The sequence below is a fragment of the Mycobacterium sp. NPDC048908 genome (genome assembly GCF_043197955.1).
GTDB lineage: Bacteria > Actinomycetota > Actinomycetes > Mycobacteriales > Mycobacteriaceae > Mycobacterium.
The window spans coordinates 163168-186666 of the sequence record NZ_JBICUE010000002.1; the positions used below are offsets into that span (position 1 = coordinate 163168).

The window sequence follows — 23499 nt, forward strand, 5'->3', positions numbered from 1 at the left end:
CGACATGGCCCCGAGGAAGAAAGTCGCCGGGCTGATCAAGCTGCAGATCCAGGCCGGGCAGGCCAACCCTGCCCCGCCGGTCGGTCCCGCGCTCGGCCAGCACGGCGTCAACATCATGGAGTTCTGCAAGGCGTACAACGCCGCGACGGAGAACCAGCGCGGCAACGTCATCCCCGTGGAGATCACCGTCTACGAGGATCGCAGTTTCACCTTCAACCTGAAGACCCCGCCCGCGGCCAAGCTGCTGCTGAAAGCCGCTGGGGTGCAAAAGGGTTCGGGCGAACCGCACAAGACCAAGGTCGCGAAGGTGACCTGGGATCAGGTGCGCGAGATCGCCGAGACCAAGAAAGAAGACTTGAACGCCAACGACATTGATCAGGCGGCCAAGATCATCGCCGGCACCGCCCGGTCGATGGGGATCACGGTCGAGTAGCCGAAGGCGGATCGACGCGACAACAGGGGTCGAGTAGTTCGACCCGTGGGAGGGCTGGCATCGGCCCGAACAACCACAACTCTGAAAAACAGGAGATAACCAATGAGCAAGACCAGCAAGGCATACCGCGAAGCCGCCGAGAAGATCGACCGGGAGCGGCTGTACACCCCGCTGGAGGCCGCGAAGCTGGCCAAGGAGACGTCGTCGAAGAAGCAGGACGCCACCGTCGAGGTGGCGATCCGGCTGGGCGTCGACCCACGCAAGGCCGACCAGATGGTGCGCGGCACCGTGAACCTGCCGCACGGCACCGGTAAGACCGCGCGCGTCGCGGTGTTCGCGGTCGGTGAGAAGGCCGAGCAGGCCACAGCGGCGGGCGCCGACATTGTCGGCAGCGATGACCTGATCGAGAAGATTCAGGGCGGCTTCCTGGATTTCGACGCCGCAATCGCCACTCCCGATCAGATGGCCAAGGTGGGCCGGATCGCGCGTGTGCTGGGTCCGCGTGGTCTGATGCCGAACCCGAAGACGGGCACCGTGACGCCTGATGTGGTGAAGGCCGTCAACGACATCAAGGGCGGCAAGATCAACTTCCGCGTCGACAAGCAGGCCAATCTGCACTTCATCATTGGCAAGGCGTCGTTCGACGAGAAGGCGCTGGCCGAGAATTACGGCGCCGCGCTGGATGAGATCCTGCGGGCCAAGCCGTCGTCGTCAAAGGGCCGCTACCTGAAGAAGGTCACCGTCTCGACGACCACCGGTCCGGGCATCCCGGTCGACCCGGCGGTGACGCGCAACTTCGCCGAGGCGTAAGTCACCTGACGCTGTGGCCGACGGTCGGGCCCGGCGAAGCCGAGAACGCCCATACGAGCAGGACATTCGAACTCAGCCGTTCGAGTGGCAGGCCTGCCTGATGGCATGTTCGGACGACAGTATCGGCTGAGTACGCACTGAACATCGCTTAGAGGACTTCGTCGGCAGGCACCGCGAGAGCGAAAAGCAGTCGCACTTGCTTGCCCTCAACGCTGATCGTGGCGGCCACGGTCTGGAGCATTGCGCTGACCTCGTCGACCGTTCGTGAGGTCACTTCGGGCCGGTACCACTCCGCGAGAAAGCAGGAGGGCCGCGACGGGTTACTCACAGACCTGACGTTAGTGGTCGGCGATGCCGCGCGAATCGGTTGATTCCCCCACGTTCAGCTGACTGATCTCCTGTCCTAGTTCCGCGCGCGAGTGGATGCCGAGTTTCCGGTAGGCGCGGGCCAGGTTGTGTTCGACGGTTTTCGGACTGATGAACAACGTGGCCGCGACGTCGCGGTTGGTCATGCCGGAGGCGGGCCAGTTCAGCGACCCGTAGTTCGGACGGTGTCAGACCGAGATCGTGGGTGGCACTGACGCGGGTCCGTGCAATCTCCGCGCGGACCCGCTCGGCCCACAGCGGAGTGCCCAACGCCTCGAACGTATTCAGTGCGTCGTGAAGGGCCGCTCCCGCCAAATCCTTTCGGCGTTGCCTTGCGAAGCAGTTGGTCGAACAACAGTTGGGTGCGCGCATGTTCAAACGGCATCGGTAGTCGCTTGTGTTCGCGAAGTGCTTGCTGGGCCATCTGATCGGGCGGCGGCGACGTCACCGCGCGCGGCCAACCACATGCTGCGGCACCGGGCACCCACTGCCAACATCCACGGGCGGTCCAGCCATCGCCTGTTGTGTTCCAGTGCGTCGATGAGCGTCTCGGATTCGTCGAGCTGACCCCACGTTGATCATCGCTCGGTCGCATCGGGGGGAACGACGCAATGATGATCTCGGTGCCGGGGATCGCGTCGAATCCGGAGTAGCGGTTGGAAGGCCGCGAGCGCCTCGGAGTGGCGTGAGCACCGCAGCGGCCGCGAGCGCGCAAGCCGCAGTTCCTACGTGAAGCTTCGTAGCAGGCTCTTTCGTGCGTGTGGCGATCGCGGTCATTGTGGCTCCTTGACCTCTTTCAACAGCGTTGTCTGCTGGCCATCGCGAATCGCAGCTCAGGGGGCGTTGGTCCGCACCAGCGTTCATACGACGACGCGATCGACCTGCAACCTTGCGCGAATCGGTTGTTTCCCTAACGGTTCGGCACCGTTGTCCCCCCAATTGGTGGTCCCCTTTCTTCTGGGGGTAGCGGTGACGGGCTCTCCAGGGGTGTCAGCGGCCTGAGTCCACGGCATTAATCGACGCCGGGCGGCTGTGCCCTGCGGATTCCCTAGATGGCGTCGCCGACGCCGCGTGGCAGTTCGCGATCGTCCGGCCGCAATTGGCACGCGGCCGAGGATGCCTACGCGGCCTATCGAAGGACGCGGTTCGTGAAGCTGGTCTTCTGGCTCGCCCAGTCGATGCGCTTCTCAGGTGCGGGGGCAAACGATAGGGAAACACCTGATACCCCGACTTTGGGCGGAGGTTACTGTCACAGTTAGCTGGAGCGCTCGGGTGGGAGCGCGCACGGGGAGGCATAAACATGACAGCGCAGATTTGTTCCGCGGAGTCGGCGTTGAAAACTGTTGACGTCGATCAGACGGGCGCGCCGTCCGCTGGGACATCGCGGGATGCAATGTCGATGGTGGAAAGCGTTGCAAGTGTCATCTCCGGCTTATCGGTCATCGGCGAAGCGCGGAATGCCCTCATTGCGGTTGGGTGGGCTGCAACCATCGCTGCGAATCGCATTACGGTGGGCGAAGACGTTCTGGCCCAATTCATTCCAGCGAAGGTTGGAACCTATGGGCTGATCAGTGCCCGTTGGGTCATTTATTCGATGGCTGGAACGCAACCCGTCTGGATCGTCGGAGCCGAGTAGTTCTACGTCGGCGAACTACCGTCGACGCCTTAGGCCGAGACGCACGACGATATTGGTGAGAAGTTGTTCGACCCGAGGCGTCGGCCGTGGATTTGAGGCCCCGCGCCTACGAGAACCAGCCGACCCACTGGCCTCGAAGCGTCGATAGCTGAGAAGGATGCTTCCTGAACCTCCCGGCACGGCATCTAGCGGCCGAGGCTGAGAGTCGCTTGTTTGCGCAGAATCCGCGATGAAGCGCCTTCGGGAAGTGATATCTGTCATCCGAACGACTCTCACTTGTCCGCTGAACGTACGAAATTAGCGAATACATGAACAATTGCTAGAACTACACCGCAGCAGCAATTCGCTTCCTCTGTTGCCCAAAATTTGTTCGGCGGTCGTCGTCGCGGCACTCACGCATCAGTTGTCGCCAGCGAACGAAATGATGGTTTGGCATCGCCACCCGGCCTCGGGTGTCGCGGGATCCGGAACGGATCGAATTGCGTCTGGGCCGAGGCGGTCCACACAGGCGAGAGGGCACGATGTCAGCGAAACCCAAGGGGCACCCGCCAGACAAGTGCTGGAAGAGATCACACCAGATAGGCATGGGAACGATACTACGGACGCGTCAGTTGTAGCAAACTCAAGTGAAGTTTCTCGGCGGGCCGTGCCCGACTCTTTAGTGGCCGTCTCTACTGGCGCGTCTATGGTCAATCAAAGCCTAAGTATAGGGAAACACCTGATTCCTCGTCGTCCTCCTGGTTAATACGCTATGTTCTGGATGTGAAGGCTGGGGGAGCCACGTCGGGGGCCGCGGAGTGGCGGAGCCGCAGACTCGGACAGATCGGGATGTAGTTTTCCTAGCCCTCAGAAGCAAAGTCGTTCAGGCATGACGACGCGGGGGTTGAGTTGCGAATGAAGCGGTTCACGCACTCGGGGGAGTGCGGCGTTCGACGTCTCGGGGCGTCGAGGCGCGTGGTCTATGTATGCCGCGCGGGTGGCAATCGCATGATTGCTGACACGGGTGACCGATCATGACCGAGCTGTTTGATCCACCTGTTGCGCCTTGGAAGGCCCTGCTCGACCGTGCCCGTGTCGTGACGGGCCCACTGGAGCGCATCCGGCCCATCGACGAACCTGTAGAACCCACGAGCGATGACGCAGGGCAGCCGCCCCAACGGTTCCTCAGCCGCATCCGCGCGTGGATGCTCGTCCCACTCGTCGACTTTGCGCTGATCGTCGTCCCGCTCGCGTGGCGGCCACCGCAGGTCCATGCGGTCATCGCGTTGGCCGTGCTCGCAACTCTTCTCCTGACCAGCGGTGGCCGGTATCGCGCGCGCCTGCATTTGAGTGTGCTGGACGAATTGCCGACGATTCTCGGTCGCCTGCTGACGGCGACCGCGGTAATCGCCTTGATCATCACCTTCTTGCATCAGCGGGAAGCGGTCATCACCTTCCTCGAGACCGCATGTTGGGCGATGGCGCTGGTTCTTGCGGGCCGTGTAGTGACCACGCGCTTGGCGGTTTTCGCTCGTTGCCGGGGGATTGCGAAGTACCACGCCATCCTGATCGGCGGCGGACCACTCGCCGCTGAGCTGGCGAGCACCCTTCAACGGCATCCGATGTACGGCCTCAACGTCGACGGATTCGTGGACGACGGCGAGGGCTTTGCGGCTGCCGAGTACGTGCCGCGCTTGGGCCGCCTCGCCGATCTAAACTTCGCCGTCGCCGCAACCGGCGCGTCGACGCTGCTGGTGGCCGACGGGACCTTCGACGACCGCGCATTGATTGATGCGGTGCGGACGGCGCAATGCCAGGCGGCAGATCTCCTCGTCGTGCCGCGGATGCATCATTTCCACACTCAGACCGGGATGGCTGATCACATCGGCTCCATTCCGATCATGCGAATCCGCAATCCGAACCTTCGCGGACCGGCGCGTTTTATCAAGCGAATCTTCGACATCACTGTCGCAGTGACTGCGTCAATCCTGTTGGCGCCTGTGCTGGCTGCAGCTGCGCTAGCCGTCCGGATCGAGGGCGGACCGGGTGTCATCTTCAGGCAGGTGCGGGTTGGGCGCGGCGGAAAGCGCTTCGATTTAATGAAGTTCCGCTCCATGCGACCAGCGGATGAGCTCGAGGCAGAAACCAAGTGGTGTGTGGCCTGCGATGATCGCGTCGGACCGGTCGGGCGGTTCCTGCGCTGCACCTCGATCGACGAACTCCCGCAACTGTGGAACATCATTCGCGGCGATATGACGCTCGTGGGGCCGAGACCAGAACGGCCGCACTTCGTAGAGTTGTTCTCCGCACAGTTCGACAGATACGGCCAGCGTCACCGCGTGCAGGCTGGACTCACGGGATTTGCGCAGGTAAGCGGGCTCAGAGGAGATACCTCCATCGCAGATCGTGCCCGCCACGACAACTTCTACATCGAGAACTGGTCTCTGTGGCTGGACATCAAGATCGTTCTCAGAACGTTCCGCGCGGTTCTCTTTTACCGGGAACGCTGAACGGGATCCCGAGTGTTAGCAACTCAGTCGTCACCGCGCATAGGTGCCTCGCCAGCTCATGTCAACAGCGCCGGGTCGGGGCACAGGCCGCACCAGCACGCCTGCCTGAAAACCCTTGTGGCGCACGAATGGATCGCTGAAGTAGGCGGCTCCGAGAATGTCTTCGAGCAGATTCGCTCTGCCGTGCCGCATAGTCGCGCGGTGTGCCTTTGGAATGACAACCCGGCCCGTTTCACCGGTCTCGAAGAGAGCTGGCTGGCCCGCTCGCCACTGCGGGGCCGCAAGGTCGCGGCAATGCCATACATGGGTAGTGCGTGGAAGCAGATAAACCTCGGTGACGTCGACAAGGTCGTTGTCAGCTCCCATGCATTTTCGCATCACCTCGCCAGCCGCGCCGCCGAGTTCGGCATTCCCGCGTTCGTCTATGTGCATAGCCCCGCCCGGTATGTGTGGGCTCCCGAGGTCGACGATCGGGCAAGCAGATTGGTTGCGCGGCTTGGCCGTTCGTATTTTCGACGCTGGGATCGGCGACACGCTTCAAGGAAGGTTGCTTACGCGGCGAACAGCCGGTTTGTGGCAAAACGGGTTGCCGACTCCTGGGACGTCGACGCCGAAGTGATTTATCCGCCAGTCGATATCGAACGCATTCAGAACTTCCGAGGTGAACTCAGCGCCGCGGACGAGGCAACTGCTGGCGCCCTCCCGTCACAGTTCGTGTTCGGCGCGTCACGGTTGGTTCAATACAAGAACCTTGACGCCGCGATCAGTGCGGGAGAGATTCTTGACCTGCCAGTGGTGCTAGCCGGCGTCGGCCCAGACGAAGCGCGTCTTCGCGCGCGCGCAAAACAATCGCGGACGCCAGTACTGTTCGTCGGGCGGGTCAGCGACAACCTGCTGCTCGAACTGTACAGACGCGCAGCACTTTTCGTACACATGGCCGTCGAGGACTTCGGCATCATGCCCGTTGAGGCCATGGCTTCCGGAACCCCAGTGCTTGTCAACGGCGTTGGTGGCAGCAGGGAGAGTGTTCTGGCGGTCGGTGGCGGCCTCATGTCAGGATGGCGGGACTCGCGTTTCGACGACCCCACAGTGGTGGCGAAGGCAGCTGCGATCGACACGGAGCCGTGTAAGGCTGCGGTGTCGAAGTTCGCAATCGCGCCATTTCGCAAGAACTTGGTGTCGTGGACGGCTGACGACACTTCTCCCCAGGGCTTAGAGCTGAGTCGTCGATTCTGATCTCGGCTGCAAGTCGGTTTGGCTATCCGGTACGTGCACCGCGTCACCGCGGCGCTCCCTAATCCCGAGTCCCGCTGCTCGGATGCCATCGGCCAGCCCCAGCGGCACGATCATGCACAAACCGTAGGTGAGGAACAGCCCGCTGGCCGCGAGGATGATGCCCATGATCGCGAAGGGTTCGGTTCGGCGGCGGATGAAGCACGCGACACACAACAGGACCGTGACGTCAAGCAACAGTCCCGCGACGCCGCCCTCGGCGAAGGCAGAAACATAGGAATTATGTGCGACAAGTCCCGTACTGGACCTCGTCGCGAATCCATCGTCCGCGCCAATACCGACTCCAAACGGAAGGCCATTTAGGCCTACGTCGATCCACTCCAAGACTGCTTGTCGGCGACTGTGCGCGGTCCCGCCCGCGATTGCGTCCGCGGTTGTCGCGACATCGTGAACCCCGACGCCGATCAGCACACCCTCGACCACGCGATCGCGTTGGCCGCCAACATTGAATGCAAACAATGCGATTAGGCAGGCCGCTATGACAACCACGGCCTTCTGGCGATTGGAATTCACAGAATCCCGCCGCGAGCCCATCCCCGCGGTTACCGAGAGCACGAGCGCAAGTACGGTGAGAAGAATTCCCATCCTGGAATCAGTTGCGTTGACGCCTACCCCGAGGACGACTACGGCCAGCCAACGTACGCGCCTGAATCGCCAGTTGAGTGCCAAAGGGATAACGCTGGCCAGAGCCGCAGCCAGAAAATTCGGGTCGGCCAAGAACCCAGCGCCACGCAGGCTATCCGAAACGGTGACGGCATGTCCCCACCTGTCGCGGCCCAGTGGTTCCAAGGCGCCATAACGCTGAAGGGTCGCGATCATCGCGGAACCGATCGCGAAAAGGATCAGTGCGTCGGTCAGCTTGCGGCGTTGATCTTCATGCGCGAGAACCCGGGCCAGCAGGACCATGGCACCAACAGCTGTCATCTGAAAAACAAAAACGGTTATGAAATCGTGCGCGTCCACATCCTGGTGGATGAGTGGGGGAACCAAGAAGTACACGGGAAGTAGGAAGGCCGCCGCCGCGCAGAAGGGCGTAGATATGTGACTTCGTCCAAACAACAACAACGGCAGTACAAGGACAGCAAGCAACCGGTTCGAGCTTCCGATCACTGGAAGCTGAATGTCAACGAACAGCAACGCCGAGATAGCTAGTATCACGACCAGGGATCGCTCGCCACGGAGGTCGTCGCGCCGTGGCAGAAAATCATCAATTGGGGGACGGTGGCTCATGTGCAATCAAGCGATGCCGCGTTTTGCAAACAACACCGCCCCCTTCGCTCCCCCGACTGCAGTAGGTCGATAACCGACGCCCGTGTCCATAGCTACGCGGCCTTCGGGCGTTGCGGCTCCCCGTTCCACGCAGCTATTTGCTGGCAACGCAAACATTTGTGCCCGATCCGCATCTGTGGAATGACCCTACCACCGCCCCCTGCGCCCGGAGCGAACTTTTCCGCCCTTCCTGATACTTAACTGGGATGTCGCGCAGTTCTGTGCCACGGCACGCATTTCTGGGTACTTTTCGAATATCGAATTTTGGGAGGGGGACCATGATCGGACGCCGGCGGACAACATCACTGCGCATGCCGAGCGGCCCAGGAGGACGCGGGTGAGGATCACGCAGGTCACGTCGGCACTATTCGATCCCCGTGGGGGTGCCGAGCACTATTGCATGGCGCTGGCTATCCGGCAGGCCGAACTCGGACACCAAGTGACGGTTGCGTCGGCGTTGATCTCCGACGGCGTACGCAATCGGCTGAAGGACGTAGGTGTAGAGGTCAAGGAGGTCGGAGCCTGGGCGCCGTACTCCGCGAACCAACAGGCTCCGAACCTCGCAGCCAAGGTCGCCTTCCATGGCCTCGACCTCGTCGGGGCAGTTCGCACTCTGGACGCGTTGGTGGGCCCGGAGATCCGGCAGGAGGATGCAGTTCACGTACACCGATTCCAGGGGCTCGGCCTGGGTGCGCTCCGGTTGCGGGAACCCGCGGTCGTGCACACAGTGCATGACCATGCTCTTGTAGACACGCGTGCCTCGGCCGTGAGGCGAGGTGAACTGGTCACACGCTTACCCGTCGCGCAGCGAATCCGGACCCGGGTTGTGAACCACGCGCTGCGAGACGTCGGCGCCGTCGTGTTTCCGACCCGACGCATCCTCGATCGGCATCGCGCGCACGGACTACGATTGCGCGCGGACCAGGTCCACGTGATTCCGCATGGTTGGCAGCTTCCGGCTCCCCGGCCACGTCATGCCGATGACGATCGCTGCACCTTCTTGTTCCTGGGGCGGTTGACGACTGAGAAGGGATTGCCACTTCTGCTTGATGCGTGGGGGGATGGCGTCGACGGCGCTCGGCTGGTGATCGGGGGAACAGGAGCCGGCGAGCATCGATGCCAGGAGCTGCATCGGCGAGGGATCGTTGACTTCCGCGGATGGCTGGCGGGCGCCGCCAAAGCCGACGTGTTCGCCGAGGCAGACGTCCTCGTAATGCCGTCGACCCTGGCCGAAAATTTCCCGCTCGTGGACGCCGAGGCGCTGCTGGCGGGAATCCCTGTGCTTTCGTCCGAGATCTCCGCGCCTGAATTCCTTCAGGACGGTGTCAACTCGGTGATCGTGCCCGCCGAAGTAGGTGCATTGCGTGGCGCGATGGTGAAACTGGCGAGGGACAAGGGTTTTCGCGTGCAACTGATGAAAGGTGCAACCAGTTCGGCCGGCGATCTGGACTTCGACCGGCACGTGGAGCGGCTACTGACGCTCTACACCGCGGTTCGCGACGGAGTTCGAGAAGCCCTCTGATTTGGCCATGGGTTCAGGTCGCCGCCAGCTCGGCGTGCAACCGAACGAGTAGGGCAGTCGTCGTGTCGAACCAGCGGCCGTGGCGCACGGCGACAGCTGCTTGCGAGCGCTGACACGCGTCCGCAAAGTCTTTTTCGGGCAGCCGCGCGACCTCGGTCAGCGTGGCGACCGCACCGGCGACATCGCCGATCGCGAAGGTGGACACCGCTTCGCCCTGCGGCGCCAGATAGGGCATCAGGCCAATGCGCGAGGCCACCACCCAGGCGCCCGCGGCCATTGCCTCCTGAGCGGTGAGGCAGGCGGCTTCGCCGGAGAGCGATGGGATTAGGAACACGTCACCAGAGTTGATCCAGCTGCGTGACCGCGGCCCTTCTTCCAGCCATGGGGCCAACGAGCGACGAAGCTTCGCCGCGTAGCGATCCTGACGATCCAGCCCCGCGCCCAATGCAACTGAGCATTCGAGGCCCGCGCGCTCCATCTCGCGGAAGATCTCCGGGACGAGGTGTAGCCCCTTGGTTCTGTCGGGCCGCGCATAGCATTTGATCCGGCCCGTACGCCGGATGCTGCGACCGGCGTCTGGCAGAGGGCCGGTCGGGGCGAGCCAGCTTGGGACGATCGCGTCACGACGGAGGCTGGTCAATCCGGGCTCGACGGCCACCGCCATGTCGAGCCGCTTGAGAGACTGGACCGTCGCAATGCCCTTGAACTTCGACGAAGGATAGTTGTGGACGATGCCGACCGTGCCGATCGAGTGTGCCGGTCGAAATCGTCTAGCAGCCGCCATGACCGTCGGGAAGCTTGCGTTGGCGTTGGCTACGAGCAGAAGTGACATGTTTGGCTCGACTTCGTGCCCCAGACGGGCGACGGAATCGAACGTTCGGACATGTTCTGGAATGTTGATGGCCCGCTGACCCCGAGGGGGCATGACCAGACCTACGTCCTCTGTGGCTGCCAGCTGCGCGAGCAGCTGCTCGAGCACCACCTGCCCACCGCCGCGAGCAAGTTTAGGGTCGAATAAGACGATCATGCTGCGTTCGCCGACCGTGAGTTCAGGTTCTTCCAGCGGAATGCACTCATTCCACGGTCCGCCCAGCCATTGCGCGCAATCTCCGCTGCTGCGCCTCGGGCAGGCGGTCGAGCACTTCCAACGCCGGTGACATCAACCGCCTGTACGTCACCGCGCGCCGTGCGCGCCGAACAGCTGCGACAACACGAGCGTCCCCGTTCGGCCCAACCATCCGTTCCAACCACGCTAGGTAAGTGCCTCGCAGGCGCACGCTCTCCGCGCGGCTCGTTCGACCAACGCAGGACGCATCGTGCTGTCGGTACCAGTACCAGGCCTGCGACGAGATGTAGATCGGATAGCGCATGTAAATCTTCGAGAGGAATGCCTGGTCTTCGAAGAGTCCCCGAAAACGCTCTTCGAATCCGCCTACCGCGTCGAAGACTCTGCGCCGGATAAGCCCTGTCACTCCGGCGGGTGACCCTGGGCCCAGCGGATACAGGGCCAACGCCGCATCTGGCGGGTCGAGACGACGGTCTGCTATCTCGCCCGTCAGCACGACGTCGTCCACTTTCGTTGCCGCGGGATCCCAGCTGTACCAGTACCGTATCGCGCCGACAATCATTGCCACGTCCGGCATTTTTTCCAGCAGGTCGACTTGCTCCATCAGCCGGTTTGTCGGTGATATGTCGTCGGCGTCGAGAAAGGCAATGTAGGGCGCGGTGGTCTCCGACGCGCCAAGGTTGCGAGAAGCGCTCATTCCCCGGTTCTCGTGTCCAGGATGGTCGATGTAACGAATCCGGGTGTCCGTTGCTGCCAGATCTCGGGCAATCTGGGCGCTGCGGTCGGTAGACCCGTCGTCAACAAGGATCAGCTCCCAGTCGTCAAGTTGCTGCGCACGAATGCTTTGCACCGCTTCTTCGAGATAGCGCTCCTCGTTGAGGAAGATCACCACGACTGACACTAGCGGCATTGCACCAGTATGCGGAGGCGGCATCGCCAAGAACAAGTATGGTTTCGCATCCGGGCATAGGATACGGCTGTGTCTTTGAATCAGCCCGTTGAATTTGCTGCGAGCTTAGCTGCGCCGAAGCTCATCTCCGGCGGTTCGAGGCCGCGGCCGACACGAGTGCCTGAACGCTGATGCCACCGGCATTCGCCCGCAACACGTTTCTCGGGTTCGTCTCTGGCGCCGCAACCTCACTAGCCGCCTTCATCGGGAACGCCATCGCGGCCCGCCTGCTCGGGTCCGACGGTATGGGCGTCATCGCCTACGCCGTCTGGTGCATCAACGTCGCGGCGACGATCGCCGGTTTGGGCATTGGCCTGGTGCTGCAGCGGTTCATCCCCAATCTGCGCGCCGAGGACAAAAATGACGCGGCCGACGGCCTGATCGGTGCCACGGCACGATTGTCGATAGTGGCCACGCTCGTTGGGGGCTTGCTGCTGTTCGGCTGGCTGTACTGGCCCGGCAGCACGGCCATGGCCGCACCTTCGCAGACATCGCGCACAGTACTGGTCGCCCTCGTCCTGGCGTCATTCATCTGCAAGCAGATGGCCGACGTCTACCTGGCCTACCTTAGGGGGGAACAGAGGTTCGGCGATTTCGCCAGGCTGTCCTCGCTGTCGGCATTGCTCAAGTTGTCAGTAACCGTGTTGGGCGCCTGGCTGTTTGGAGTCGCGGGGGTGCTCGCGGCGTTTATTGCGGCGTCGCTTATCCCGGCGTCGGGTATCTGGCAGATGCTTCGTGAAAAGGCAAGAGTCGGAACAGAACTCAGGCGCCATGTCATGCGCTTTGCTCTGACAGGCTGGTTGGCGGCCGTGATCAGCGGCCTCGTGTGGGGCCGAACGGAGATCGTGTTCCTTGAGCACTATGCCGGCATCAGCGCTGTCGGCATATTCGCGGCGGCGGCAATGCTGACCGACATGGCTATGCAGCTACCCCCGCTTTTCCTTGCAGCCTTGCTGCCCTATTTTAGTGAGCAGCACGGCCTTGGTGCGCACGACCAGATACGTCGCATGTACCGGACGATGACGGGCATTCTTGGACTGTTGGTGGTGCCGTCCTGTGTGGGAATCGCTGCGATCGCACCTGTGCTGGTGCCGCTCCTGTTCGGTACCGATTTTGCGGATGCGGTGCCCGTTGCGACGGTGCTGCTGGTCGCGGCGGCGGTCACCGCTGTTAGCACCACAACGGCCAACCTCATTTACAGCACTGGCAAGATCGGGTTCCTGTTGATCTCCAACGCTTTTGGTTTGGTTGGCACGATTGTTCTCGGATTCCTGGTCATACCGCGCTTCGGCCTCATGGGAGCTGCGTGGTCGCGCGCCATCGTCCAAGTATTCGTTGTCGTGATCGAAACCTGGTATATCACAAGGAAACTCGGCGTCGCACCGCCGTACAGGGCGTTGGTGGCAATCACCCTGGCGGCCGCCGTCCAGGGTGCCGTTGCGTACTCGGTCTGCGCATGGATCGGCGGCGTCGCTTCGTTGATGCTGGCAGTTCCGGCAGCGATCGCCGTGTTTCTGGTTGCCCTGCGCGTCCTCAGGGCGCTTCCGATGGTGGACCCAGCGCTCATCGATACGGCCATCGCGCACGCGCCCCGCCAGGTGAGAAACGTCCTGTCCTGCGTTCTGAAGCTCGTGTCACCGGTTTCGGAACGCCGCCACGCGCCAGACTGAACCGCGTCCGTACTTTCTGGGCCGGTACCTGACCACTACGAGTTACCGCGCTCTTCCGCGAAACTCACGTCGACGAAATGTGCCAGTCGTTGATCTGGCGGCGTCGGCGTCATGTAGTCCGGGCCATAGGCAGCACAGAGGTATGCGTGACAGTCAGCCGGAACCGGGAAGTCTCGACCGCAAAAGCTCCGGTATGTGAGCGGGAAAACAGCTTCTCGCGGGATCGGGTGCAGGCTGTACATGCCGCCACGTCCATTGCCGAGATAGTCGCAGGTCCGCCGATCCGCCCGTCGATCCAGGGCGCGCTCGAGTCGAGCGAGCGCGCGTTTCGGAATCAGGACTACACCCAGTCTCGCCAGACGTTTGAACGGCGACTGCTGGGGCGCCACCAACATCTGCCGGGCATACGGATGCATCCATCCGACCCGGCGTACCAATCGTTCAAGCTTGCGTGCCAAGAGGTTTTGCGATACCGAATCCTCGATCGTCACATCCAGGAACAGCCCAGGATGTTTGGTGTGGTCCGTTCCGTAAAGCTGAGACACGCGGGACCGCACATGGGTTCCGTTCAGGTAGACCTTCAGGTCGACTTGAATCAGCGGGTCATCGGCGCGGGATTGCACGGAGTACTTCTGAGCGAATTCGGTATCGACTACCGCCTCGCGGAAGCGGATGAGATCGGTGCGCAGCATGGCCACATCGAGATCGTCGTCCCAGGGGATGAAGCCCCCGTTGCGCACTGCACCCAGTAGGTTGCCGCCGTCCAGCCAATAGGGAATGTCCAGCTCGCGGCATACCGCATCGAAGTCAACCAAGATGCCGAAAAGCGCTTCCTGCACCTTCACAAGACTGGTATCGGACAAGCGATCGCTAGGCACTGTTTACCGCCACCTTGGAAGGATGAGACACAGCCGGCGTTGATCTGAGCAAGCGAATTTAGGGTGCCCGATCGATGAGCGGTGGCAGACTGAATTCGACCGTGGCCTCGACTCGGTCTACGGTGAATAGGCCCAGTCGGCGACCCATTTCTGCTGCGATAATAAATACCGTGTACCCCCTGCGACGGCCCGCGTCGGCTCGTCGTCGGGGCTAGTCTAGCAAACAACGTGAAGCTATCCTGCCTTTCGCAACGTGGATCTCAGACGCATCGCGATGCGGACATCAGGCCGAGTCTCGACAGGATCATCCCGTAATGCGGCGGATCAGGAACTCATTGATCGCCAGTATTTGCCGCGCCGTTGAACGGAATATGTCCAGCTCACGGCCGAGGGGGTCTTCGATGTCTTCGTTGTCTCCGGGCGTCGAGTGCGGACGTGAGGCGTCGAGACCAGCCACTGTGGTGACACCGTCCATATGGGCGAGGCGATCTGCTTCTGTCAGCGTGAACGTCTTATGCAGCGCGCGAGGGTTGAGCTGCAGTACCTCGTCTCGATGAAGCTGGGTCATCGTGAGGATTAAGTCGGCGTCGTTGACCATCGCGTTGGTGAGTCGGTGTGAGCGGAAGTTCGATGGGTCCCCCCCCAGTTCCGCCAGTACGGCTTCTGCGTTGGAAACCATGGGGCGCTTATTGACTGCGCGAGTTCCGGCGCTGGTCGCGTTAGCACCGAGCGCGCGCGCAAGGCGCTCAGCGATCGGTGACCGGCACTGATTCGCTGTACATACGTACAGGATCCGCATTGTTCTAATCCTTACGGGAAATCCAAGCCCGCCGACGTTTTAGAATCTCACACTGTTCGCGGACGCTTGTGGTGGCGCGATCGGCTCTCCTCGGCATCGGCGTAATAGCCGTAATCGTAGGACGCATTTCCCCGGGTGGGAGTCATCGTCAATATCGCGCCGAGTATTCGGGCTTCGACATTTCTGAGATTCTTGACCGCGTGCGCGAGCTGCTCGCGCTTGGTCTTTCCAAAGCGTGCAATTACCAGCGCGCCATCGGTAGCGGCAGCGAGAACCGCGGCATCCGTCACCGGCAGAAGCGGGGACGAGTCCACGATGACATAGTCGAAATTCGAACGCAGTTCGCCAAGGATTTTCTGGGCAGCCAGGGAGCCGAGCAGCTCACTCGGGTTTGGAGGAAGGGCTCCCGCTGCGAGGACTGTCAATCCTGGGAACCGTGACTCTTGCAGTACCTCATGAAGGGATGCCCGACCCGACAATACTGTGCTGAATCCGACCGAGCCGATCAAGTCGAGGTGCTTGTCCAATTTTGGCCGCCGAAGATCGCCATCGACCAGTACCACATTGTTTTCGGCTTCGGCCAATGCGAGCGCGATGTTTAGGGCTGTGGTTGTTTTGCCCTCGGATGGCAGCGAACCGGCGACCACGAGAACCCGCGGTGGATCGTCCACCTCGAGGAACTGCAAGTTAGTCCGCAACTCGCGGAACGCTTCCGCTGTTGGCGACCGATCGTCGGCGAAAGATATCGCCGGGCTCTTACGTCGGTTCTTGTCCAGCGGAATGCTAGCGACAACGCCGGCCCCTGTCGTTTCTTCAAGAATGTTGGGTTTCTTGACCGTGTTGTCGAGGCGATCGCGAACAACTGCTAGCCCGATTCCCAGCAGCAGTCCCAATAACGCAGCGATCGTGAGGTTGCGAGTTGTCTTCGGTATTACCGGCGCGTCGGGAAGCGACGCATGTTGCTCGACGACCACACGAGCATTTGGCCTCTCACCTTCTCCGGGAGTCTCCAGTTCGCTGACTAGAACAACGAATTCGTCCGACAATGTGTTGGCGATTTCGCGTGCTTGCTCTGGGGACGGATCGAGCACCGACACGTCTATCAGGACCGTGTCGGGCGCCGAAGTGGCTTTAACCTTTTCGCGAAGTGCGTCTGCGGTCATATTCAGATTAAGTTTGTCGATGGTGCGCTGAGCCAAGGACTGGCCCGTAACCAGCTTGGTGTAAGAAATCACGCGCTGTTGGGACGAGAGAGTGCCTTGATATATCTCGCCCGCGTCCCCGCTCGAGTTGGTCGATACGTAGAGCCTCGTGGACGCCTGATAAAGCGGTGTCGTAAGCAAGGTGTACGCGACGATTCCGCCGAATACGACGGCGATGGTGATGCCGACAGTGAGCCATCGAGAACGCAGTACGTGCACGAAGTCCTGAATGTTCAATCCGCCCCCTCAGCGATGATTGCCCCGCCACCGCGTTCGCTTAGCTATGCCGCGGTTTGCTGGAGTATACAGTCGTTGATTTCGCTACCGCCTCGAAACGGTTATAGCGCGGCGTGTACAACGAGGACTGTCAGCAAGCACCAGCTAATCGCGAGCGGAGCCGCATGGACCCGTTTGACCACTGAGTTCGCAGGCGCAGTGAGGATCATTTGCGGAGGCTCGACCCCGCCCGGCGCCATCGGGGAGAGCCGTCTGACGATGGTTTGGCGACCAGGTGCTGGATTCGCTGCGACTCGCCTCGGTTGGTTCGCGAACTGGAACGACGAGCGCCGCCGCAAAGCCCTATGCAACCTGGGCATACACACTGAAGCGCGACGGTGCGTTCGCATAGCCCTGGATATCCAGATCGCGGACATCGACTGACGACAGCCCGGCATTGTGAATTGCCTGCACTACCCATTCTCGCTCGTAGTGAAGATGATCGAGCCCTGAGTAGCGCTTTTCGTGGGCCTCCTTGCTGCCCGCCAGCTGGTATCGAAGCTGCAGGTTTGCTTCCCTGTGCGCGATATCAGGGACATCGAGGACAGCGACGCCGTGGCGTGCTTTTTTGGCCATCGCGTTGATGACCGCTTGGGCGTATTCCAGATCTGAGAAGTAGTGAAATACACCCGCTGAGATGACGAAGTCGTATTGCGGTGAGGTCGGGATCTCGCTTGCTTGCCGGCACTCTATATCGCTGTCGGGGAGGGCTTTTGCGGCCAGCGCGACGAGCGTCGACGAATAATCGCATCCGGCGACGGTCAGACCACGCTCATGGCTGGAGAACAGGAAAGCTCCGGCGCCGCACCCCACCTCGAACAGCGTCTGCCCGGCACTCGCCCCGAGGCGGCCGAGCACGCGATCGACATAGGAATTCCACGCCGCGGGCGTGACATCTGAGCAACCGGTGTCGTAACCGTTAGCCTGTAACAACGCCTCGAGGTCCGGCGTCGCGTCCCCCGCCTCAGCGCCCTTGCGTTCCCACACGCTTCGCCAGTTGTCGGAGATACTCATGTCCTCACATCCAGCCTTGTCTTCACTCCGGTGCTTCTGCCTGCCGCGCTGCTCTTTTCGGAGTAAAGCGGCTCGAGGCCCATCTCGTTGATTGTTTCCGCCATTGCGGCCAGGAAGGCCCGCATGTCATCGGCGTCGACGGCGCCCATGTTCGCGAGCCGGAACGTCGCTCGGGCAGCCCCCTTGCCGGGATAGATCGTGAACCCCTTCGCGTAGAGGCGATCGTGCATCTCATCGAAGCTGTAATTCGGATGGTCGGGCTCGATGTACGACGTAAGGATCTTCGACAGCATTGCCTCGGGCAACAATCCGCGAAATCCCAACCTCTGCATGCCCGAGTCGAGGGTCTCCCAACTTGCGAAGTAGCGCTTCTGCCGATTGGGGCCGCCCTCGTCGAGGTATTCCCGCAGTGCCTGCTCCAGCGCATATATGACTTGAACCGGCGGGGTGAACTGCATCTGTTGGTGCTGCTCGAAAAATTGGTGATTACCGGCAAGATTCAAGTAGAAGGAGCGACCGGGAACCGGTTGCATCGCCGCCAGTCGCTCGCGCCGGCAGATCACGAAGCACACCCCGGCCATGCCTTGGATGCACTTGTTGGAGCTGGCGATCAGAAAATCGGCCTGCATCCGCTCGATGTCGATCATGAGGCCGGCGTAGCTCGACATAGCGTCAACAATCATCTCCACGCCGTGCTCCCGGCAGAGTGCGCCGATCTCTTCGACCGGGTTGAGCAACCCTGTCGACGTCTCGTGGTGGACAACGGCAAGTTGGGTGTAGGTCTGCTGCTCCAGCTGCGCCCGAATCTCCTGGAGATCCGGAAAGCCGCCGACGCTAAAGGATTTCACGTCGTACGCGATACCGTAGGCGCGTGCGATCTGCGACATCCGGTGTCCGTACGCACCATTGTCGATGACGAGCAGTCGACCGTCTGCGGGCACTGCAGAACTGATCGCGGCCTCGACGCCTGCTGTCCCCGAGCCGCCAAGCATCACGGTCGTATAGGGCTCGCCATCATGGACCACTCGCGTCAGGCCGTCCCGAACCCGCCGCAGCACCTCCCCGAACTCGCGTTCGCGCGGGCAGATATCGGGGCGAGTCATCGCGCGTTTGACGGTCTCGGTCGTGTTCGCCGGACCGGGGTTGAGAAGGATCATCGACACGACGATGCACGCTCCTCTTCCGCTTCGAGGTCGAGCAGGCACGGGTAGAACGCCTCGCGGACCTTCTTGTAGTCGAGGGCGTTGTCGCACTCCATGAACGGGATGTCCGGCCCGAACCGGACGCTCGTCATTCGGCCGTAGGCCATCATTCGTCCGGCCAATTCCTCGTGCTCGGTGGCGCGTCGGGCGGGCCCGAAACCCTTGTGCGCAGCGCTGCCTTCAGGGGCATCCGGATCTCCGAGCATCCAATCCATGGTCTCGCGGCACAGGGCGTGGTCGGCCGGTGCGAACTTCATGATGCCGGTGGCTTCACCGAGGCACGGTTCGCCGGCCACGAGATTGGATGTCAGAGACTTGCCGATGAAGCGCGGGTGCGCCACCGAGCCGTACACGAGCACTTCTTCCCCGTCGCCGGTGAAGCGCTCACAGATCAGCAACGAACTCTGCTGTGGCGCCTCGATGAGCGTCGCGACTGCGCGAGGGTGGTAGACGATGTCGGCATCCATCACGATTGTCTGCATTCTTCCGTCCAGTACGCCGTGTCCCGAACGCGCGGCGAACTGGAGGCTGTGCAAGCTGCCGCTCTGTCCGATATCGGGAGTCGTGTTGACAACCAGTGTGACTGGCAAGCCCCACTCTTCGACCGCTGCGATGATCAGGTCGCGTTGCCAGCCGACCACCACCACGATTTCTGCCACGCCGGCGTCAAGTAGCAGTTCGATATTGCGGCGGAGGAAGCAAGTCTCAGTGCGGTCGATTCGTGATCGGGGTCCGAGCGGCAGGAGGGCTTTGGGCATCGCCTTTGTCTGCGTGTGAAGGCGCGAACCAAGTCCGGCCGCGAGAATCACTGCCTGATAAGGCGTTCCCATCACGCCTCGACCTTCTCGGTGGGGCCTGACCATTGCCCGTCCGTGAGGAAGGCGGAGAAACGGAGGTATCCATCGCGCGGGCTGAGGTCAGGCCGCCCGAGGTTTTTCCGCGAGCCTGTCTTGATGACCACCCGCAGCAACGTGGGTCCGTCGGTCTGGACATGACGGTCCAGAGTCGCCTCCAGTTTGTCGATATTTGAGATCGTCTCTGCGTAGCGATATCCGCAGGCGAGCGCCATCGATGCGAAATCGACGCTGGGCGACGGTGTCGGCTGGCCACCGGTCGAATCATGCGCGCCGTTGTCGAACACGACGTGGTGGTAGTTGCTCGCACCAAGTGAGCCGACGGTTGCGAGCGAGCCCATCTTCATCATGAGGGCGCCGTCGCCGTCCAGCACAACGACTGGCCGCTCCGGAAGCGCCCGTGCGACACCCAGACCGAAGCCCGTAGCGCAGCCCATCGAGCCGACCATGTAAAACCGATTTCGCTTAGTGAAGTCGCGGTCATCAAGCTCGAAAAGCTCGCGGGAGAGCTTTCCGGTAGTAGCGATCACGGCTGGACTCGAATCGCCGCTGCCGTCGAGACCGCGGTTGATGACAGGCAGGATCGCCGTCAGTGCTTGCTCGCGGGTGCCTGCCGGGACGAAGCTTCCGGTGTTCTGCGGCGTCGGAGTTCCGCTGCGCACCTCGATCTCCAGCGGCGGCGCCTTCGGGCCACCCCGAAGTGTGTCCTTCTTGCAAATCCAGGCGGCGGGGACGGCATCGTGGAGGGCGCTGTCAAGCGATTGTTCGAAGCTGGCGGGCTCGAGCACATACGTGCGCAAGCCGCAGAGTTGCGCGAGTTCGAATGTGATCTGACCCATGAGCGCGTGCTGCGGCTCGTCCGGGATGCCCGGCTCGCCGCGGTGAGATACCAAGAGCACCACCGGCATTCGGTAGATATAGAGCATCGACGTGATCGGGTTGACAGCGTTGCCGAACCCCGAGTTCTGCATCAGCGCAAAGGCCGGTTGACCGGCTGTCGTCAGTCCGGCAGCGATCGCAACCGCCTCGCCCTCACTGGTGGCCGAGACATAGTCGAGCCCAACGTCGACCGTCATGTAGTTGACCAGTGGGGTGAAGAAGGAGCACGGGACACCTGCTCCATGGCGTATTCCTGCGCGCTTCAGAATCTCTCCGAAAGCTTCGATCTGCATATGCTCAGTCCTGCACCAGATCTGAGGCGCGAACGAGGTCTCTTACAAGATCTTTGCGGTCGTCGAGGTCCCACCAGTGACCAAACGTGTGAACGACGTTCACCATCTCGCCGGCCGCCACCATGATGTTGAGTAGATCCGGCAACTTCATTTGCAGGAGATTTGCGCCTGATTCTGTGGCGAGACCGTCGAGTAGCTTGACAAGGCGTTCGGTGCCCGCGGCGCGCATATAAAGCAGCCCTATCCATTCGCCAGTCGCGCCGTCAACCGGAGCGTCAACGCCAATCTGGAGAAGCTTGCACGCGCCAATCTGGAGGGGATCGTGTTCTCCTTCAGTCACGACTAGATCGCACCTGGCATCTGTGTGCTTGCGCAATTTCCAGCCACCGTCGACCGCGATGTTGATATCGGCGGATTGTGAGAGCAGGTTTTTCAAGATGAAATCGTCGAACACGATGTCGCCGTAGGTGATCACGATATCGCCCTCGAGGCAGTCCCGTGCCGCGACCAGTGACGCAACCTCGTCCGTGGTGGCCCAGGCATCGTTGTCGAAGTAGCGGATATCGGGAAGGTCGATTGCTTCCTTGCAGTAGCCACGGACTGCCGCGATACGGCGAATACCCTCGCGGCGGAACGCCTCGGCGTGCCAGCTCAGGATCGGCTTGCCGCGCAGGGGAAGCATCGCCTTCGGGCGGTCCTTAACGAGGTCGCCGAAGTCGCCCTTCGATGCGGCGAGTACAAGGGCACCGACCTCCTTGGTGGCACCGCCAGCGGGTAAGTAGCGGGCTTCAGAACTCTTGAGTTCCTGGACATCCTGCAGCCGGAATACCTCACTGACCGGGACGATGTCGTCCTCGATCGACATGAGGTCCAGCGTGTCGCGCAGCAGGCGAAGGTTCCGCTGCAGCGCCGTTACTACGGTTCGCACACCGTGATTGGCGAAGATGAAGTTCGACACTCCGGCTCGCGCGAATTTCTCGATGGGTTCGCTCGGATACATGGTGGGCACGATGACGATCGGGACGCGATTGTCCCAGTGCTTCATGAAGCCCATGATGTCGTCGCTGTCCTTGCGCTTGCTGTGTACCAAAATCGCGTCGGCACCGGCGTCGGCATATGCCGTCGCACGTGCGAGCGCTTCATCCAGTCCCCAGCCCGCAATGAACGCCTCCGTGCGCGCCACCACCACGAAATCCGGATCGAGTTGCGTGTCCTTGGCAGCATGCAGCTTGCCGCAGAACTCGTCTGTGTCAGCGAGAGCTTGGCGGTGACCGTCGATAAAGCTGTTGGTTTTCGGAAAGAGCTTGTCTTCCAGACATACACCGGCGATGTTGCGCTGTTCGAGCTTCTTGACGAGCCGACGGACGTTGTTGAAGTTGCCGTAACCAGTATCGCCGTCCAGCAACAGCGGCAAGCCCGACGCATCCGCCATGAACTCGAGAACCTCGAGCACCTGAGTCCAACTGGCCTCGTTATTGTCGCGGACGCCGAGCGCAGCCGAAATCGACAATCCGCTACCCCAAAGCGCCTCGAAGCCTGCCTCCTGTGCAAGCTTCGCTGATAGGCCGTTGTGCGCCTCCATCAACACGACGGCGTTGCGAGACAGCAGCAAGTCGCGAAGTCGTTTGCTTCTACTTGGCGCAGTCAACGTTTGCGTCATACAAGCTCCCCCATAAACACGGCGCAAACTGCGGTACATGAACACTCCAACTACATCGAAGTCTACCGTCACGCCCCTACCGTTAGATTGCTTATGGCAAACTTGGCTGGGCAGGTTAGATGTGACTCTAGGCGGTCGTCAAGGGAAAGGGCTCCTAGCCCTGTCCGATTCGTGCACGTCAATGGCGTCGGTACAACTCTGAATGTCACGAGCTGGCAATTGTAAGGAATCCCGGCCCGGCTTTAGTGGTAGTCGAGGACCTGTCGGACGAAGCTGTCGCTCGGCGAGTGTGTGCAGCGATTTGGCGTCCGGACCGCCCTGTATGTTCGAATGCGCGGACGATGGCAAACTTCGACGTGAACACTAGAGCAGAGGGCGAAGCGTAGTCGGCCGTTCGATTTACAAGGACTCAATGCCCCTGAGGGACGGAGTGTCGTTACCCTCGTCGTATTTGCTGTCGACGGAAATCCTCGACTCTGCTCCCCAGTTCCGCCCGCGGCCTGATCCCCAGCTTCCGGTAAATCCGACCGAGGTTTGCCTCGAAGGTCTTCGGGCTGACGAACAACGCGGCCGCGACGTCCTTATTCGTCATGCCCGACGCCGCCAACTCGGCGACGCGTTGCTCGGACGGCGTGAGCGCAGGTCCCGACTCGGCGCCACCTCGGCCCGAGCCAACTCGGCCTCCACCCGCGCCGCCCACAGCGGTGTTCCCAACTTCTCGAACGTCTGCAGCGCCTCACGCAGCGTCGCGCGCGAGCCCTCCTTCTGCCGCTGCCGCCGCTGCAACTGCCCGAACAACAGCTGTGTGCGGGCCCGCTCGAACGGCATCGGCAGCCGCTCGTGCTGGGCCATCGCCTCTTTCGCCGCTTGCGCCGCGGCCTCGACATCGCCCTTGGCCGCCAGCCACATGCTGCGGCACCGCCGACGGCCAGCATCCAC

General features: G+C 61.7%; 21 protein-coding genes and 1 pseudogene. 7 read left to right on the forward strand and 15 right to left on the reverse strand.

Annotation, left to right across the window (positions count from 1 at the left end):
• Positions 1-4 precede the first annotated feature (4 nt).
• Both rplK and rplA read left to right on the forward strand, forming a co-directional pair.
• Positions 5-433, forward strand: coding sequence for a 50S ribosomal protein L11 (rplK, locus tag ACGFK1_RS05360; RefSeq protein WP_067804360.1), 429 nt, complete (start codon positions 5-7; stop codon positions 431-433).
• A 102-nt stretch (positions 434-535) separates the two neighbouring features.
• On the forward strand, positions 536-1243 hold the full coding sequence (gene rplA, locus ACGFK1_RS05365; RefSeq protein ID WP_393426745.1) for a 50S ribosomal protein L1: 708 nt from the start codon (positions 536-538) through the stop codon (positions 1241-1243).
• Positions 1244-1391: 148 nt separating this feature from the next.
• Here rplA and ACGFK1_RS05370 read toward each other — a convergent pair whose 3' ends face one another.
• Together ACGFK1_RS05370 and ACGFK1_RS05375 are read right to left on the reverse strand one after the other, a co-directional pair.
• Complete coding sequence (locus ACGFK1_RS05370; protein ID WP_393426748.1) at positions 1392-1571, reverse strand: hypothetical protein; 180 nt, start codon at positions 1569-1571, stop codon at positions 1392-1394.
• 10 nt (positions 1572-1581) lie between these two features.
• A pseudogene (locus ACGFK1_RS05375) lies at positions 1582-2178 on the reverse strand (LuxR C-terminal-related transcriptional regulator); the annotation flags it as partial.
• A 731-nt stretch (positions 2179-2909) separates the two neighbouring features.
• Between ACGFK1_RS05375 and ACGFK1_RS05380 the strand changes: the two are divergent.
• From ACGFK1_RS05380 to ACGFK1_RS05390, 3 genes are all read left to right on the forward strand, one after another.
• Positions 2910-3245, forward strand: a complete 336-nt coding sequence (locus ACGFK1_RS05380; RefSeq protein WP_393426751.1) for a hypothetical protein — start codon at positions 2910-2912, stop codon at positions 3243-3245.
• Between the two features lie 1013 nt (positions 3246-4258).
• On the forward strand, positions 4259-5734 hold the full coding sequence (locus tag ACGFK1_RS05385) for a sugar transferase (RefSeq protein ID WP_393426753.1): 1476 nt from the start codon (positions 4259-4261) through the stop codon (positions 5732-5734).
• 117 nt (positions 5735-5851) lie between these two features.
• A complete protein-coding gene (locus ACGFK1_RS05390) occupies positions 5852-6970 on the forward strand; it encodes a glycosyltransferase (protein ID WP_393426756.1) in 1119 nt (372 codons plus the stop codon).
• Here ACGFK1_RS05390 and ACGFK1_RS05395 read toward each other — a convergent pair.
• Positions 6947-8257 (reverse strand): O-antigen ligase family protein, encoded by a 1311-nt coding sequence (locus ACGFK1_RS05395; RefSeq protein WP_393426759.1) that lies wholly within the window; start codon positions 8255-8257, stop codon positions 6947-6949. The two genes, ACGFK1_RS05390 and ACGFK1_RS05395, sit on opposite strands and share 24 nt — an antisense overlap.
• Positions 8258-8633: 376 nt before the next feature.
• On the opposite strand from ACGFK1_RS05395, the gene ACGFK1_RS05400 reads away from it, so the two are divergent.
• Positions 8634-9818: a glycosyltransferase gene (locus tag ACGFK1_RS05400; protein WP_393426762.1), complete on the forward strand. Its 1185-nt coding sequence runs from the start codon at positions 8634-8636 to the stop codon at positions 9816-9818.
• Between the two features lie 13 nt (positions 9819-9831).
• Here ACGFK1_RS05400 and ACGFK1_RS05405 read toward each other — a convergent pair whose 3' ends face one another.
• Together ACGFK1_RS05405 and ACGFK1_RS05410 are read right to left on the reverse strand one after the other, a co-directional pair.
• Entirely contained in the window at positions 9832-10845 is a 1014-nt protein-coding gene (locus ACGFK1_RS05405; protein ID WP_393426765.1) for a glycosyltransferase, read from the reverse strand.
• 46 nt (positions 10846-10891) lie between these two features.
• Positions 10892-11785 carry a glycosyltransferase family 2 protein gene (locus tag ACGFK1_RS05410; RefSeq protein ID WP_393426768.1) on the reverse strand — a complete coding sequence of 298 codons (894 nt, stop codon included), beginning with the start codon at positions 11783-11785 and terminating at the stop codon, positions 10892-10894.
• Positions 11786-11964: 179 nt separating this feature from the next.
• On the opposite strand from ACGFK1_RS05410, the gene ACGFK1_RS05415 reads away from it, so the two are divergent.
• Positions 11965-13503: a lipopolysaccharide biosynthesis protein gene (locus ACGFK1_RS05415; protein ID WP_393426771.1), complete on the forward strand. Its 1539-nt coding sequence runs from the start codon at positions 11965-11967 to the stop codon at positions 13501-13503.
• 35 nt (positions 13504-13538) lie between these two features.
• On the opposite strand, the gene ACGFK1_RS05420 is transcribed toward ACGFK1_RS05415, so the two are convergent.
• The 10 genes from ACGFK1_RS05420 to ACGFK1_RS05465 all read right to left on the reverse strand — a co-directional run bounded on the left by ACGFK1_RS05420 (position 13539) and on the right by ACGFK1_RS05465 (position 23469).
• On the reverse strand, positions 13539-14381 hold the full coding sequence (locus tag ACGFK1_RS05420; RefSeq protein ID WP_393426774.1) for a phosphorylcholine transferase LicD: 843 nt from the start codon (positions 14379-14381) through the stop codon (positions 13539-13541).
• A gap of 304 nt (positions 14382-14685) precedes the next feature.
• Positions 14686-15180, reverse strand: coding sequence for a hypothetical protein (locus ACGFK1_RS05425; protein WP_393426777.1), 495 nt, complete (start codon positions 15178-15180; stop codon positions 14686-14688).
• A 47-nt stretch (positions 15181-15227) separates the two neighbouring features.
• A complete protein-coding gene (locus ACGFK1_RS05430; RefSeq protein ID WP_393426780.1) occupies positions 15228-16619 on the reverse strand; it encodes a polysaccharide biosynthesis tyrosine autokinase in 1392 nt (463 codons plus the stop codon).
• 342 nt (positions 16620-16961) lie between these two features.
• Positions 16962-17672 (reverse strand): class I SAM-dependent methyltransferase, encoded by a 711-nt coding sequence (locus ACGFK1_RS05435; RefSeq protein ID WP_393426783.1) that lies wholly within the window; start codon positions 17670-17672, stop codon positions 16962-16964.
• Positions 17669-18829: a 2-aminoethylphosphonate aminotransferase gene (locus ACGFK1_RS05440; RefSeq protein ID WP_393426786.1), complete on the reverse strand. Its 1161-nt coding sequence runs from the start codon at positions 18827-18829 to the stop codon at positions 17669-17671. The genes ACGFK1_RS05435 and ACGFK1_RS05440 overlap by 4 nt, the downstream gene beginning before the upstream one ends.
• The gene (locus tag ACGFK1_RS05445; RefSeq protein WP_393426789.1) at positions 18826-19737 is read right to left on the reverse strand and encodes an NTP transferase domain-containing protein; all 912 of its coding nucleotides are present in this window, start codon (positions 19735-19737) and stop codon (positions 18826-18828) included. The genes ACGFK1_RS05440 and ACGFK1_RS05445 overlap by 4 nt, the downstream gene beginning before the upstream one ends.
• Positions 19704-20900, reverse strand: coding sequence for a phosphonopyruvate decarboxylase (gene aepY, locus ACGFK1_RS05450; RefSeq protein ID WP_393426792.1), 1197 nt, complete (start codon positions 20898-20900; stop codon positions 19704-19706). The genes ACGFK1_RS05445 and aepY overlap by 34 nt, the downstream gene beginning before the upstream one ends.
• Positions 20901-20904: 4 nt before the next feature.
• Positions 20905-22560 (reverse strand): phosphoenolpyruvate mutase, encoded by a 1656-nt coding sequence (aepX, locus tag ACGFK1_RS05455; RefSeq protein WP_393426795.1) that lies wholly within the window; start codon positions 22558-22560, stop codon positions 20905-20907.
• 436 nt (positions 22561-22996) lie between these two features.
• On the reverse strand, positions 22997-23152 hold the full coding sequence (locus ACGFK1_RS05460) for a helix-turn-helix transcriptional regulator (RefSeq protein WP_393426798.1): 156 nt from the start codon (positions 23150-23152) through the stop codon (positions 22997-22999).
• Positions 23149-23469, reverse strand: a complete 321-nt coding sequence (locus ACGFK1_RS05465) for a hypothetical protein (RefSeq protein ID WP_393426801.1) — start codon at positions 23467-23469, stop codon at positions 23149-23151. Before ACGFK1_RS05465 ends, ACGFK1_RS05460 begins: the two co-directional genes overlap by 4 nt.
• Between the last annotated feature and the right edge of the window lie 30 nt (positions 23470-23499).

Bases quoted from the DNA above. Each gene is read 5' to 3' on its own strand.
- rplA (WP_393426745.1), top strand. From the start codon at position 536: ATGAGCAAGACCAGCAAGGCATACCGCGAAGCCGCCGAGAAGATCGAC.
- ACGFK1_RS05460 (WP_393426798.1), bottom strand. From the start codon at position 23,152: ATGACGAATAAGGACGTCGCGGCCGCGTTGTTCGTCAGCCCGAAGACC.
- ACGFK1_RS05385 (WP_393426753.1), top strand. From the start codon at position 4,259: ATGACCGAGCTGTTTGATCCACCTGTTGCGCCTTGGAAGGCCCTGCTC.
- ACGFK1_RS05435 (WP_393426783.1), bottom strand. From the start codon at position 17,672: ATGAGTATCTCCGACAACTGGCGAAGCGTGTGGGAACGCAAGGGCGCT.
- rplK (WP_067804360.1), top strand. From the start codon at position 5: ATGGCCCCGAGGAAGAAAGTCGCCGGGCTGATCAAGCTGCAGATCCAG.
- ACGFK1_RS05440 (WP_393426786.1), bottom strand. From the start codon at position 18,829: ATGATCCTTCTCAACCCCGGTCCGGCGAACACGACCGAGACCGTCAAA.
- ACGFK1_RS05395 (WP_393426759.1), bottom strand. From the start codon at position 8,257: ATGAGCCACCGTCCCCCAATTGATGATTTTCTGCCACGGCGCGACGAC.
- aepY (WP_393426792.1), bottom strand. From the start codon at position 20,900: ATGCAGATCGAAGCTTTCGGAGAGATTCTGAAGCGCGCAGGAATACGC.
- aepX (WP_393426795.1), bottom strand. From the start codon at position 22,560: ATGACGCAAACGTTGACTGCGCCAAGTAGAAGCAAACGACTTCGCGAC.
- ACGFK1_RS05445 (WP_393426789.1), bottom strand. From the start codon at position 19,737: ATGGTCAGGCCCCACCGAGAAGGTCGAGGCGTGATGGGAACGCCTTAT.
- ACGFK1_RS05425 (WP_393426777.1), bottom strand. From the start codon at position 15,180: ATGCGGATCCTGTACGTATGTACAGCGAATCAGTGCCGGTCACCGATC.
- ACGFK1_RS05380 (WP_393426751.1), top strand. From the start codon at position 2,910: ATGACAGCGCAGATTTGTTCCGCGGAGTCGGCGTTGAAAACTGTTGAC.
- ACGFK1_RS05415 (WP_393426771.1), top strand. From the start codon at position 11,965: ATGCCACCGGCATTCGCCCGCAACACGTTTCTCGGGTTCGTCTCTGGC.
- ACGFK1_RS05405 (WP_393426765.1), bottom strand. From the start codon at position 10,845: ATGATCGTCTTATTCGACCCTAAACTTGCTCGCGGCGGTGGGCAGGTG.
- ACGFK1_RS05465 (WP_393426801.1), bottom strand. From the start codon at position 23,469: ATGTGGCTGGCGGCCAAGGGCGATGTCGAGGCCGCGGCGCAAGCGGCG.